This is a genomic window from Pseudomonas sp. 2,4-D, assembly GCF_030418155.1.
GTDB classification, from domain to species: domain Bacteria; phylum Pseudomonadota; class Gammaproteobacteria; order Pseudomonadales; family Pseudomonadaceae; genus Aquipseudomonas; species Aquipseudomonas alloputida.
This window is the reverse complement of the sequence record NZ_JAUHUI010000070.1, coordinates 1-13,735: the sequence shown is the minus strand read 5'-3', so window position 1 is coordinate 13,735 and position 13,735 is coordinate 1. Positions and strand designations below refer to the sequence as shown.

General features: G+C 59.4%; 9 protein-coding genes and 1 rRNA gene. 4 read left to right on the top strand and 6 right to left on the bottom strand.

Annotated features, from left to right (window positions below; genetic code table 11):
- Window positions 1–136: 136 nt before the first annotated feature.
- Window positions 137–252 (top strand): 5S ribosomal RNA (gene rrf / locus QYE47_RS26720).
- A 66-nt stretch (window positions 253–318) separates the two neighbouring features.
- Here the strand turns inward: rrf and QYE47_RS26715 are convergent.
- The 4 genes from QYE47_RS26715 to QYE47_RS26700 all read right to left on the bottom strand — a co-directional run bounded on the left by QYE47_RS26715 (window position 319) and on the right by QYE47_RS26700 (window position 5,159).
- Window positions 319–2,733 (bottom strand): TonB-dependent siderophore receptor, encoded by a 2,415-nt coding sequence (locus QYE47_RS26715; RefSeq protein ID WP_041166814.1) that lies wholly within the window; start codon window positions 2,731–2,733, stop codon window positions 319–321.
- A gap of 165 nt (window positions 2,734–2,898) precedes the next feature.
- The gene (locus QYE47_RS26710) at window positions 2,899–3,855 is read right to left on the bottom strand and encodes a FecR family protein (protein ID WP_014589284.1); all 957 of its coding nucleotides are present in this window, start codon (window positions 3,853–3,855) and stop codon (window positions 2,899–2,901) included.
- Window positions 3,856–3,859: 4 nt separating this feature from the next.
- Window positions 3,860–4,363 (bottom strand): sigma-70 family RNA polymerase sigma factor, encoded by a 504-nt coding sequence (locus QYE47_RS26705; RefSeq protein WP_014589285.1) that lies wholly within the window; start codon window positions 4,361–4,363, stop codon window positions 3,860–3,862.
- 106 nt (window positions 4,364–4,469) lie between these two features.
- Window positions 4,470–5,159 carry a GntR family transcriptional regulator gene (locus tag QYE47_RS26700; protein WP_014589286.1) on the bottom strand — a complete coding sequence of 230 codons (690 nt, stop codon included), beginning with the start codon at window positions 5,157–5,159 and terminating at the stop codon, window positions 4,470–4,472.
- 202 nt (window positions 5,160–5,361) lie between these two features.
- Between QYE47_RS26700 and lapG the strand changes: the two genes are divergently transcribed.
- Both lapG and lapD read left to right on the top strand, forming a co-directional pair.
- Entirely contained in the window at window positions 5,362–6,123 is a 762-nt protein-coding gene (gene lapG / locus QYE47_RS26695) for a cysteine protease LapG (RefSeq protein ID WP_172830911.1), read from the top strand.
- 10 nt (window positions 6,124–6,133) lie between these two features.
- A complete protein-coding gene (gene lapD / locus QYE47_RS26690; protein WP_070383343.1) occupies window positions 6,134–8,080 on the top strand; it encodes a cyclic di-GMP receptor LapD in 1,947 nt (648 codons plus the stop codon).
- A 126-nt stretch (window positions 8,081–8,206) separates the two neighbouring features.
- Here the strand turns inward: lapD and QYE47_RS26685 are convergent, their stop codons facing one another.
- Together QYE47_RS26685 and QYE47_RS26680 are read right to left on the bottom strand one after the other, a co-directional pair.
- A complete protein-coding gene (locus QYE47_RS26685; RefSeq protein WP_172830945.1) occupies window positions 8,207–9,565 on the bottom strand; it encodes an HlyD family type I secretion periplasmic adaptor subunit in 1,359 nt (452 codons plus the stop codon).
- Between the two features lie 7 nt (window positions 9,566–9,572).
- Entirely contained in the window at window positions 9,573–11,729 is a 2,157-nt protein-coding gene (locus tag QYE47_RS26680) for a type I secretion system permease/ATPase (RefSeq protein ID WP_003256004.1), read from the bottom strand.
- Between the two features lie 993 nt (window positions 11,730–12,722).
- Here QYE47_RS26680 and QYE47_RS26675 point away from each other — a divergent pair.
- Window positions 12,723–13,735: retention module-containing protein (locus QYE47_RS26675; protein ID WP_301159707.1), on the top strand; the 1,013-nt coding region annotated here is incomplete at its 3' end.

The following is a 13,735-nucleotide window of genomic DNA, read 5'->3' as shown; positions in this document are numbered from 1 at the left end:
CCATGTGAGAGTAGGTCATCGTCAAGATTCATTTCGCAAAACCCCTATCTGCGTATGCAGGTAGGGGTTTTGTCTTTAAGTAGGAACTACAGAGATTCGCAGGCGCGTCCTAGTGACGGGCCAGCACACAGAATTTCTTGACGACCATAGAGCATTGGAACCACCTGATCCCATCCCGAACTCAGCAGTGAAACGATGCATCGCCGATGGTAGTGTGGGGTTTCCCCATGTGAGAGTAGGTCATCGTCAAGATTCAAACCCAAAGCCCCTGTCTGCGATGCAGACAGGGGCTTTGTCTTTCACGGGTTTCAATATCGGTTAGAACTGATAGCTGACCGTAGCGCTTACATTGCGCTCTTCACCCATGTAGCAGTAGTTCAGGCTGGCACATGAGGTAATGTAGCTTTCATTGGTAAGGTTGTTGGCGTTTAAGCGCACATCCACACCCGTCAGACCGACCTTGCCCAAGTCATAGCCGATCGAGGCGTCGAACAGGGTGTAGGAAGGCACCTTCATGCTGTTTTCCGCATCCACCCAGCTGTACCCCACATATCGCACCCCACCGCCCAGCCGCAGGCCATCCAGTGCCCCCTGGCGGAAGTTATAGTCGGCCCACAGCGAGAGCATCTGTTTCGGCGCCTGAGTCGGCGAATTACCCTTGTTGTCCAAGTTGCCCGACACAAGGCTCGGCATTGACTTCGAATACTCGATATCGGTGAAGGTATAGCCACCCAGCAGTTTGAGGCTGTCGGTCAGTTGCACATGGGCTTCTAGCTCCAGCCCTTGCGAGCGGACTTCACCGACAGGGCGGTAGAAGTCTTCGTCAGGCTGTTTAGACGCCAAATTCTCCTGCTCGATGCGGAACACCGATGCGGTGAACAGGCTGTCGCTCCCAGGTGGCTGATATTTGATACCGGCTTCCCACTGAGTGCCCTCCGTCGGTGCCAGCGGCCGGCCTTGTTGGTCGGACACGGTGTTTGGGTTGAACGACTCCGAGTAGCTGATGTAGGGCGCAATGCCGTTCTCGAACAGGTAGAGCACTCCTGCCCGGGAGGTGAACCTGGAGCGTTGATCACTGACCTTGCTGTCGCTGTCACGGTTCTCTTCGGACACCCTCACCCAGTCCTGGCGCAGTCCCAAGGAAAAGCGCCACTGGTCCAGCTCCACCAGATCCTGCAGGTACACACCCGTTTGTTGCAAACGGCGCTGGTAGCGGTTCTCGCCCAGTACCTGAAGGTTGCCATTGCCGTACTGTGGATTGCCGGCATCCAGCGGGTCGACGGTGCCATAACGCCATGTCACGTCGGCTTTGCGCCGCTGGTAGTCAGCCCCCAAGAGCAAGGTGTGCTTGGCGGCCCCAGTAAAAAACTCTGCCTGCAGCATGTTATCAATGATGTATGAATGCAGGCGCTCGTCGCCGCCGGTATAGGCGCGGTTTAGCATATTGCTGTCCACATCTGCCCAGCCGGCGGAGTACACCTGGTCCATCGACACGTCGGAATCCTGATAGCGAAAGTTCTGCCGCGCGGTGAACACATCATTGAAGCGGTGCTCAAACTGGTAGCTGAAGGATTGCTGCGTGCGCTCATAGTTGTCGATGCTCGGCTCGCCTTCGAAGAAATGGTCTGAAAGGCGCAAACCGTTGCGTTTGTGCAGCATGCCGTCTGCAGGGTTGCCGCCGTGGTACCCACCGTCAGGGTCGTGCTGCAAATAGGCCTGCAGCGTGAGTGAGGTGTCTTCGGTGAAGTCGACACTGATAGCAGGGGCGATTGCGTAACGTTCTTCCTTGTTATGGTCGAACTGAGTTTCGGAAGCATCCGCCAAACCCGTCAGGCGATACGCAATGCGTTGGTCGTCATCCACAGGACCACTGAAGTCAAAGCCCACGCCGCGCTGGCCCTGAGTACCCACCGTGGCCTGAACCTGATGGTAAGGGGCAAAGAGTGGCTTCTTGGTGGTCAGGGCTACCAGGCCACCCGGCGAGCTTCGCCCGTACAGTACCGAAGACGGTCCCTTGAGAATGTCGATGCGCTCAAGGAAGTAGGGGTCTACCTGCATCGTGCTGTAGGTGCCGTTGTCTCCCATTGACTTGAGCCCATCGACGTAGATGTTGTCCACCGAACCGTCGTTGAAGCCGCGCATGGCTACATAGTCATAGCGATGAGTGGCACCGTACGGGTTGGTCAGTACTCCAGGCGTGTAGCGCATGGCTTGGGCAACGGTCTGAGAGCCCTGATCGTCCATTTGCTGGCGAGTAACTACCGAGACTGATTGGGATGTCTCCACCAAGGGCATGCTGGTCTTGGTCGCCACCTGGCTGTGCGTGGCGTTGTAACCCTCCATGCTGCCCAGTGCGTTGCCGAGGGAGAAACTACGGATGTCTGTGTCTGGCAATGCCAGGGCGGCGTTCTGACGCTGTGCCTGCAGCACATAGTTACTTCCCCCCTGGCTGACGGCTTCCAGTCCGCTGCCATTTAGCAACTGGCGCAGCGCCTGATCGGTTGTGTACTGCCCCTGCAGTCCGTTGGAGTGCAGGCCATCGGTCAGCTGAGGGGTGCTCGATAGGGTGATGCCGGCCTGACGAGCGATCTTGTTGAGCACGTCGGTCAGTTGGCCAGCTGGTATTGCATAGTGTTGGCTCACTTCGGCTGTGTCGGCCGCAACGGAAAGTTGCGGAACAGTTGCCAGGCCCAGGGCGGTACCAAACAGAACAGCCCGGATGGCATGGCGCAAGTGAGCTGATTGCAGGACTGGACGAAAATCATTCGGGCTGAATGTGTGGGTTAACACCGGGTTGATAGACATAAAGGGTCCGTTAAAGTGTCGAGGGCAGAAAGTGTTGCTTACTGTCCTAGCCGGACCTGGATTCAAAACCCGCCAGAAATCGATAACGCCTTATCAGGTCATGCTCTCTACATGCACCCACCAGCGTGTACGTCGACGAAGTTGTACGGGCAACGTCTGCGGTAGCAGCCGAAGCAGTTGTTCCGGGTCTTCAAGGCGGAACACCCCCGACAGGCGCAGGTCGGCAATATCATTGCTGCAGCTCAGGTAACCATGGCGATAGCGGCTGACCTGCGCGAGGAAGTTGGAGAGGCGCATGTCCTGAGTGACGATCAACCCTTCAGTCCAGGCCATCGCATCCATATCCATGTGGGCGAGCCTGTGCGCACCTTGAGCATCCAGGCGCCAATTCTGGCCACTTTCGATCCACTGAAGTTGGCCAGTACCAGGCCGGTGTATCGCCACTTTGCCGTAGCTGACGCTGACACGTGTGCAGTCGCTATCCTGATAGGCCACAAAGCGTCCTTCGAAGCCTTCAAGCAGCGCGTCGCGGGTTTGTACCAGCAGGGGATGCCGAGGGTTGCAGTTGATCATCAATTCCCCATGCTTCAGGCGGACCAGGCGCCGTTGATCATGGAAGGCCAGGTCCACGGCACTGCAGGTATTGAGTTGCATCATCGAGCCATCGGGCAGGGTGAAGACGCGTCGCTCGCCCGTGCCGGTGGCATAGTCTGACGCCCAGGCACTCACAGTATTGAGGTCTTTGGCCAGCCAGCTCGCCGACCCTGCCATGACAACGCCACCAAGCAGCTTCAGTGCCTGCCGACGGCGCAGGCGCTGCTGGCTGGTTTCCAGTGTCTGCAATGCCAGCCCGGCACCGGGGATAGCGCGCAGGTCGAGGTCCTGATGAAGGTGAACTACACGCTGCCAGGCCTGTTCGTTTTCGTGGTGGGTGCTGCGCCATTGCTCGCACTGTTGTTGCAAAGCCGGATCGTGTCCGCTTTCACGCAGCCGCAGCATCCACTGAATGGCCTGCCTGACCGTTTTTGTATCAGGGCGTGCGACGGTCATGGATTCAGCAGTCGTCTTCATAGCGCAGCACGTAGCAGTGATAGAGCGCATCGGCGATGTAGCGCTCAACGGTGCGCACGGAGATCCCCATCTGTTCGGCGATGGCCTGATGCTTCAGCCCCTCGCATTGAGCCAGCAGGAATGCGCGGCGTACCTTGGGTTTGAGACCGTCGAGCATGCGCGCAATACGCTCAAGCAATTCCAGCAGCAGCTCGCGGGTCTCGACTGAGGGGACCAGTGCTTCCGGCACATGGGCCAAGGCCTCCAGGTAAGCCCTGTGCAGTTCCTCGCGGCGCCAATGATCGATCACCAACCCACGCGCTACCGTGCGCAGGAAGGCCCTGGGAGCATTCAGCTGCAATTGTTCACGACGCTGTAGCAGGCGGACGAAGGTATCCTGGGCGAGGTCAGCCGCATCGGCTGCGTTGCCGAGCTTGCTACGCAGCCAGGTATGCAACCAGCCGTGGTGGTCACTGTAGAGCGTTTGCACGGAATCGTTGCTGGGCATGGAGGAGGGCGCCGGCATCAATGGACGTTAATGATAATTAGTCTCATTGTTGGCGGAGCAAGATTAATTTGCAACCCATCAGTTACCGCGTAAAGCCGGTAATGGGCTAATGCCCCAATTGCGTATCCAGGTAGTTGCGGATCACCCGTGCCCCGCCATTGAGGTGCCGTTCCAGCACCGCTACCGCTTCGTCCACCAGCTTGTCGCTGGCTGCATCTACCAGTGCGTTGTGATCGTCCTGAGTGAGCTTGCCCAGGCCCATGGACGAAAGATGGAAACGCAAGAAACGTTCTTCCTCGTTCAATTCGTTCTCGATAAGGCGCAGTAGTTTCTTGTTCGGCGCTTTGCTGTACAGCGCCATGTGGAGCAGGCGGTTGAGACGGCCAATTTCAGTATGGCTGGTCTCATTCTCCAGTTGCTGGATATACCCGCGGGCGCTGGCGATGTCGCTGGCATCAAGCAGCGGGATAGACTGGCGCAGCGCCTCGCTCTCGAGCAATACGCGAAGGGCATAGGTGTCCACTGCATCCTCGCCGATCAGCGGTGCAACGACGGCACCCTTATGCATCTCCACCTTCAGCAGGGACTGCGCTTCGAGCTGGCGCAGGGCTTCGCGCACGGGCATGCGGCTAACGCCGTACAAGGTGGCGAGCTCTTGTTGGCGAACCGCAGTACCAGGGGGCAAGCGACCATCGAGAATGGCGCTGCGCAGACGTTCTTCGATCACGCCACGGGCCTGGTGCGGCAACAACTGCTCGCTGGCCAGCACATTGCTCAATTTGATTTTCTTGGCCACGCGACGCCTGCCTCAACGATGACTATATTGGATCCAATGACACTAGTAACAGCTTGAGAGGGTGTCAAACCTGCACCCACCCTGGACGGGCGCCCCAAAAGCGCGGCTATGGTGGAGGAAGTCGCACGTCAAAGGAAGCTGCCTATAGAAAGATGTAAGCAGAAAGTATAGGCGGGCTGACAGCCGGGTGCGTGATTGCAGGGTGCCATTGTCTTTTGCGGTGGCAAGCCCCACCATCGCTGCTTTCGACTGGTCTGAACAGGGCTTCGCAGTGGCGATATCCTGGTTGCTCAAAACCGTAGTGCGATATGTCGGCTTTGCCGCGCTGCTGGGCAGTCTTCTGCTGAGCGGCTTGCACGCGGATTGGGATTTCTCCCAGATCAGCCGCAAGTCGCAGGCTCTGTACGGCCCACTAGGTGCCGGGCAGGGTCGCATCGATGCGTGGCAGAGCCTGATGGCCACGCAGAAGCAGGGTACCGAGCTTGAACGGTTGCAAGTGGTCAACCGCTTCTTCAACCAGCAATTGCGTTATGTCGAGGATATCGATCTGTGGCATGAGGTCGACTACTGGGCCACACCTGTGCAGGCACTGATCAAAGGTGCAGGGGACTGCGAGGATTACGCCATCGCCAAATATTTCAGTCTACGGCGCATGGGAATCCCCAGCGAAAAACTGCGCATCACCTACGTCAAGGCGCTGCGGCAGAACCGGGCACACATGGTCCTGACCTATTATGCAAGCCCACAGGCCCAGCCTTTGGTGCTGGACAGTCTGATGGATGCCATAAAGCCGGCAAGCCAGCGTACCGACTTGCTGCCGGTGTACGCCTTCAATGGCGAGGGGTTGTGGCTGACGGGCGCCGCAGGGAACAAGAAGGTTGGTGATACCAAACGGCTGTCACGCTGGCAGGATTTGTTGAAGAAAATGCAGGCCGAAGGGTTCCCGGCCGAGCCGGTTTACTGAAGGAGCACAGATGTCACTGTTCAAACAATTGCTGTTGGCCATTTGCCTGTTCCTGGTGGTCGCCTTCAGTGGCAGTTTCATGGTCAGCCTGGAAAGCTCGCGCAGCCAGTACGTCAACCAACTGCGCTCGCACGCCCAGGATGCGGCCACCGCGCTGGCGCTTTCTCTGACGCCGAATATCGACGACCCAGCGATGGTCGAGCTGATGGTCAGCTCGATTTTCGACAGTGGTTACTATGCAAGCATCAAGGTCGTCGACCTGGGTTCCAACGCCGTGCTGGTGGAGCGTCAGGCCGAGCCAGACCCTGGCGGTGTGCCGCTTTGGTTTGTGCGCCTGATCGGCCTCGAGGCCGCCGGCGGCGATGCAATCGTCAGTCGTGGCTGGCAGCAGGCCGCGCGCGTTGAAGTGATCAGCCACCCGATGTTCGCCATTGCCAAGCTTTGGCAAAGCGCCTTGGGCAGCCTGGGTTGGTTGCTGTTGTGCGGTGCGGCCAGTGCAGTGCTCGGTGCTTTGCTGTTGCGCCGCCAGTTGAGGCCGCTGGACTACATGGTCGAGCAATCCCACGCTATTGCTCGCCGCGAATTCCTCAGCCTGCCAGAGTTGCCACGCACGCCGGAGCTTCGCCGTGTGGTGCAAGCGATGAATCAGATGGTCGAGAAGCTCAAAGCCCTGTTCACCGAGCAAGCCGAGCGCAGTGAGCGGCTGCGTGCGGAGTCCTACCAGGACAGCCTGACCGGGCTGTCGAACCGACGCTATTTCGAAATGCAGCTGAACAATCGGGTAAGCAACCTGGAAGACGCGCGCGCCGGCTACCTGCTGTTGCTGCGGGTTCAGGGCCTGGCTGGCCTGAACGCCCGCCTTGGTGGCCAGCGTACAGACCAGTTGCTGCAAGCGGTAGGTGAACATCTGCGTCGTACTTGTGCCAGCTACCCGGAAACCAACGACCTCATTTCCCGCAGCCGCGGCGGCGAGTTTGCAGTGCTGGCACCGGGCATGGTGCATGAGGAGGCAGTACACCTTGCCCAGGCTCTGGAGGCAACATTGCAAAGCCTGCACGAAACGGGGGCCAGTGATATCGACCCGGTGGCTTGTATAGGCCTGGCACCATTCAGCCCTGGTGATTCACCACAGGCGTTGCTGAAGCTCGCCGACGAGGCTCTGGCCCGCGCTGAGAATCAGCCAACGCCGGGGTGGGTATGCCTTGAGCAAGGTGTTGCTGCGGTTGCTGCGGATAGCCAGCATGCCTGGCACGAACGGCTCGACCAAGCGTTCATCAATGGGCATTTCGAGCTGTTCTTCCAGCCAGTGATGGAGTGCGCTTCCTCGCAACGGGTACTGCACCACAAAGTTATTTCGCGTTTGCGCGATGGCCACGGCGAGGCCTTGCCGGCGGGCCGCTTCCTGCCTTGGCTGGAGCGCTTCGGCTGGATGCCGCGGCTGGATGTGCTGGTGCTGGAGAAAGTGTTGGCGCACCTGCGAGGGCATGACCAGGTGCTCGCGTTGAACCTGTCCGCCGCCACCCTGGCCGACCCCAAGGCCCTTCAGCGCATTTTCGAGCTGCTGAGTCAGAATGCGGCGCTTGGCCCGCGGCTGGTTTTTGAAATTGGCGAGGAGCAGTTGCCTGAGCAGGCCGCATTGGAGCAACTCACCCGTCGCCTGCATGGGCTTGGCTTTGGGTTGGCTTTACAACGCTTCGGTGGGCGCTTCAGCATGATTGGCAACCTGGCGCACTTGGGCCTGGCGTACCTGAAGATTGACGGCAGTTACATCCGCAACATCGATCATGAGCAGCACAAGCGGCTGTTCATCGAAGCGATCCAGCGTGCGGCGCATAGCATCGACCTGCCACTGATTGCCGAGCGAGTCGAGACGGAAGGGGAGCGGTTGGTGTTGCTGGAGATGGGAGTGGGCGGGATTCAGGGGCAACTGGTGGGTGAGCCTGCGCCTTGGCGCTGATTGGCCTCTCGCGCGCCGCTGCAGAAACGGCCTAGAGCCGCCAAAGGGCCGCGTAGCGGCCCCAGGATTTACGCAGCGATGTACAGGGCCGCTCCTACAGCAATGACGAAACCAGCAGGTTGGCTATCACCGCTCGCGCAGCGCCTCCGAGCGCGCCTTCATGATCGGCTTGAGCAGGTAGCTCATGATGGTTTTCTTGCCTGTCATGATGTCCACCGTCGCCACCATCCCCGGAATGATCAGCAGTGGCTTCTCGTCAGTCCCCAGGTGGCTGCGATCAGTGCGCAGCTTGATCAGGTAATACGTAGTCTTCTTGTCTTCATCGGTAATGGTGTCGGCGCCAATCTGCTCCAGCTTGGCCTTTAGCCCACCGTAGATGGTGTAGTCATACGCGGTGAACTTGACCGTCGCTTCCTGGCCGGGGTGCAGGAAGGCGATGTCTTTGGGCAATATTTTCGCCTCGATGACCAGCGTGTCGTCCAGCGGCACGACTTCGATGATATCGCTGCCTGGCTGGATTACCCCGCCAATGGTGTTCACCAGCAGTTGCTTGACGATACCGCGCACGGGCGAAGTGACCAGTGTGCGGTGCACCCGGTCGTCCAGCGCCTTGCTGGTGGCGGTAGCCTTGTTCAGTTCGGTGCGCGCCTCGTTCAGCTGGGTCAGCGCTTCACTTCGGAACTTGCCACGCGTCTCTTCGATCTTGCTTTGCACCTCGCGGATCGCCGCCTCTGCGCGCGGGATCGCCAGCGCAGTGGAATCCAGCTGACCGCGGTTTTCCACTTCAGCACGGCGCAGGCGCAGTACTTCAACCTGGGAAATCGCGCCGGTTGCCACCAGCGGTTCGGACATGCTGATTTCCTTGCGCAGCAGCTCAAGGCTGTTGGCGTACTGGGTGCGTTTGGAGCTGTATTCCCGCAGCTCCTGCTGGCGTTGGACCAACTGCTGCTGCAGGCCGCCAATTTCGTCCTGAAGTTGCTGGCGCCGGCTCTGGTACAGCGACTCTTCACTGGCCGCCTGGTTTGGCGCGGCTTTACGCAGCTTTTCGTCGATAATCAGCGGGCGGTCCTCTACCTCGGCACTCAAACGTTCGACCCGCAGGGCCATGGCAAGGCGGTCAGCCTCGGTTTCACCAACGTTGGAGGCGAAGCGGGTTTCATCCAGGCGCAGCAATGGCTGGCCCACTTCGACGATCTGCCCCTCCTTGGCGAAGATTTCGGCGACGATGCCGCCCTCCAGGTTCTGAATCTTCTGCACCTTGGAAGACGGAATGGCCTTTCCTTCACCCCGCGTAACTTCGTCGATGGGCGCAACGCTGGCCCATACAATCAAGAACACGAAGAACAGGATCACGCCCCAGATGGTCAGCCGCACCACGCGCGGCGCATCTTCGATCAGGGCCTTGTTTACCTCGGGCAGCGGCTGGCCGCCAAGCGAGTCGCTGCCTTTGAAATAGCGCCGCAGGCCGTCCTTGAACTGCCCCATATCCAGCTTATGCAACACTGATCTGCCCCTTCTTCAGTGCATCCATGACCGCGGCTTTCGGGCCGTCGGCGACAATCTGCCCGCGATCGATCACGATCAGCCGGTCTACCAGCGACAGCAACGACGCACGGTGCGTGACCAGCAGTACCGTCTTGCCCTCCACCACCGCTTGCAGGCGCTGCTTGAGGCGTTCTTCACCGGTGTTGTCCATGGCGCTGGTCGGCTCGTCCAGCAGCAGGATCTGCGGGTTGAGCAGCAGCGCACGGCCCAAGGCGACGTTCTGCCGCTGGCCGCCGGACAGGTTCTGCCCGCGTTCACCCACTTGCAGCTCGTAGCCGTCGGGGTGCAGCCGGGCGAATTCATGTACGCCCGCCAGTTCAGCGGCCTGCAGGATCAATTCGTCCTCGATGTAGCGGGCGCCGCTGACCAGGTTGTCACGCAAGGTTCCGGCCAGCAGCTGGATGTCCTGGGGGACGTAGCCGATGTTGTGGCGCAGTTCGCTGACATCGATCTGGCGAATGTCGACGCCATCGACCAGCAGCGAGCCGCCATCGGCCTCGTACAGGCCGACGATGAGCTTGGCCAGCGAGCTCTTGCCGGAGCCGCTGCGGCCGATGATGCCTACCTTCTCGCCAGGGCGGATGGTCAGGTTGATGTTCTTCAGGGCCAGGTTCTGCTGGTTTGGATAAGTGAAGTCGACCCCGCGGAACTCGACGCTGCCCTGCAGCACCTTGCGGCTCAGCGGGCGTTCTTCGAAGTTGCGCTCTTGCGGCAGATCCATCATGTGGTCGGTGGAGACCATGGTCACCTTGGCTTGCTGGTAGCGGGCCAGCAGGCCATTGAGCTGGCCCAGCGGGCCGAGGGCGCGGCCGCTGAGCATGTAGCAGGCCACCAGGCCGCCCATGCTGAGGTTGCCATCGATGATCAGATACACGCCCACGCAGATCATTGCGACGCCGGCCAGTTGCTGGATCAGCAGGGTGATGTTCATCGCCAGGCTCGACAGCACCTTCACCCGCAGCTCCAGCCGACTCAGGGTGCCGAGGGTTTGCTCCCACATGTACTGGCGTTCGCTTTCGGCGTTATTGACCTTTACCGCATCCAGGCCGGCGAGGGTTTCGATCAGGCTGGACTGGCGCTCTGATGCCAAAGCCATGGTCCGCTCCATGGTCGCCATCAGTGGCCGTTGCAGGGCGTAGCCGATGCCCAGAGCCAGCGGGAAGGCGATGATCGGTATCCACACCAGATGCCCGCCAATGATGGCGATGACAATCAAAATCAGGATGGTAAAGGGCAGGTCGATCAGGCTGGTCAGGGTCAGCGAGGCGAGGAAGTCGCGCAAGCCCTGGAACTCGTGAATGTTCTGGGCAAAGCTGCCGACCCGCGCCGGCCGGTACTTCATCGACATGCCGACAATACGTTCAAACAGCGTTGCCGAGATGATCAGGTCGGTCTTCTTGCCGGCCAGGTCCAGGCACAGGCCGCGAAGGCCTTTGAGGATCAGGTCGAAGATATACGCGCCGGCGATACCGATGGCCAGTACCCAGAGCGTCGAGGTGGCCTGGTTTGGCACCACCCGGTCATACACGTTCATCACGAACAGCGGCGCGGCCAAGGCGATCAGGTTGATCACCAGGCTGGCGGCGATGGCGTCGATATACAACCACTTGCTGCGCAGCAGGGTGTCGCGGAACCACGACTTCGCTCGTGGGATGAGGTTGCCGTGGTTGACATCGAACTTGTGCTGCGGCTGCGCGAAGAACACGCGGCCGCTGTAGTCGCTTAGCAGTGCTTCGCGGCTGACATGCACCTCGCCACCGTCGCTCTCGCTGAGTAGCAGGCGCGCGGTGTCATCGTTCTCCCAGCCGAGCAGGACGGCGCTGCGGCCCTCCTTGAGCAGCAGCATGGCCGGCATGGCGATACTCGGGATCTGCTCCAGCTTTCGCTGAAGCAGGCGCCCCTGCAGGCCAGCCCGGGCCGCAGCGCGCGGCAGCAGTTCAGGGCTCAGGCGCTGGGCGGGTAGCGGTAGGCCTGTTGTCAGCATGACCCGGCTGGCGGGCTTCTGGTGCAGGACACACAGGCTCAGCAGACTATCCAGCAGGGGATCGTCATGCTGACTGCGTGGATCGTGGCTGAGTTGGACTCGACTGACTTCGGATTCCACGCGGCGCTCTCTTCATCCTTGTGGTGGGTGGGGTGGGTGTGCCGTCGTTAAGGTCAGGCCGGCTCACCCTGGCTCTCTTTGGTGCTGCAAAGCTGTGCTGATAAGGGTTATCACGCCCTGGTGCTGGAGCAGCTGGCCAATGTTCGCCTTGAATCGGTGTTGAGTAAACAATTCTACGTGCTTCATTTTCACCAGACTTAGCGGGGCAATGATTGTTTCATTTTTGATCCAGCCATCATCCGGCTTGTTGCAGCATAGCCTGCCACTCAGCCAAGGCATGCAAGGGCTTTGGGTTCCAGCTTAGTCACTGTCAGTAAACAGGCGCTGGTTTGTTGGCGCATATCTGTGGCTTGTTAGTCAGAATTCATCTATAGAGCGCGGATCCTTGCATTCTTGCATTCAATATCCGCAAGCGATTTTCAATGATCGGGATACCATTATTCACGCACTCGTACGTCATCTCTTTGATTTGCGACACATCGCTGCTTGTGACTCGCGCAGCGTTGAAAGCCTGGTGGGCCTCGAGTGAGCAAGCGCCCCGGCTCTGGCTGGCTATCGACCTCTGCCTGGCCGCATTCCGGCAAGGTTTGTGCTTATTTGGCAATCAGTGTCCGGGCGATTGACAGTGATCTGGATATTGACGCCAGTAACGCTGACATTGCCGAGTAAGTCGGTCGCGCCGCATGATTTACGGCTGCTGAGCTGTATGAAAAAGTGCTAGGACTGATGGCTTAACACCTTTTTGATGATGTAAGACATTTGTCCTCCGGAAACGCTTGGCTAAGGTACAAATATCAATGTGACATTACATTGCCGATTGTTTAGGATGGCATGTATAAGGTCAATAGTTTGGCAGTCAGGCAATTCCAAAAAGTTATAGACGGAATATTGACGTCAAAAACGTCAAGAGATCATCTACATAGTTCCGCCTGAAGTGGCTAGCAAGCGCCGCTCTGGCAGGGAAGTACCCCATCGGGTCACACGGAGAGTCCAATGAGCAGCGTTGTAGCCATCGTCAAAAGCATTGTCGGCCAGGTTATTGCGGTATCCCCAGAGGGCATCCGGCGTGTACTTATCGAAGGTGACCGCCTGTTGGCCGGTGAGGAAGTGCTCACCGGTCCTGGCGGTGCAGTTACTTTGGAGCTGGCTGATGGCCGACTGCTCGATCTTGGACGTGACAGCCAATGGAGTGCCGATGCGCCTGACAGTAGCACCGACCTGAGCCAGGCGGCAGCCCAGGCCGCGCCTTCGGTGGAAGAGCTGCAGCAGGCAATTGCTGCTGGTGTTGACCCGACTACTGAGCTTGAAGCTACCGCCGCTGGCCCGTCATCAGCAGGTGGTGGTGCGCTCGGCGGTGGCCACAGCTTCGTGATGCTCGAAGAGACGGCTGGCCGAGTTGACCCGACGGTTGGCTTCCCGACTGACGGGCTGGGCTTTGCGGGCGTACCCGATAACGAAGAAGTGGGCCTGCTGGACACTAACGGCAACAACCTGGTGACCACACCGACGGATACCACCGTCGCTACTGAGCTGACGCTTGGCGCAACCCCTTCCATCAGTGAAGCGGGTGGCGTAATCGTTTATACCGCCACCGTTGGTCAGGCGCCGACCACCAACCTGGTACTTACTCTGTCCAACGGTGCCGTGATCGTAATTCCGGCTGGGCAGACAAGTGGTAGCGTCAATGTCGCAGTTCCGGCAAACGACACACCCTACATCGACGGGGGCCAGATTTCGGCCACCGTGACAGGTAGTACCGGAGGTGGTGGGCTGACGGTGACATTGCCGCAAACGCCAGCGGTTACCCAGGTGACCGATACAATCGACACCACCACTGCGACCCTGACCGCCTCGCCAAGCGTGACCGAAGGCGGCGTGATCACTTACACCGTGACCCTGAGCAACCCTGCTCAGACGCCGGTAACCGTGACCCTGTCCAACGGCCAGACCATCACCGTTGAAGCGGGTAAAACCCAGGGCAGCGTTGATTTCCAGACCCCGGCCAA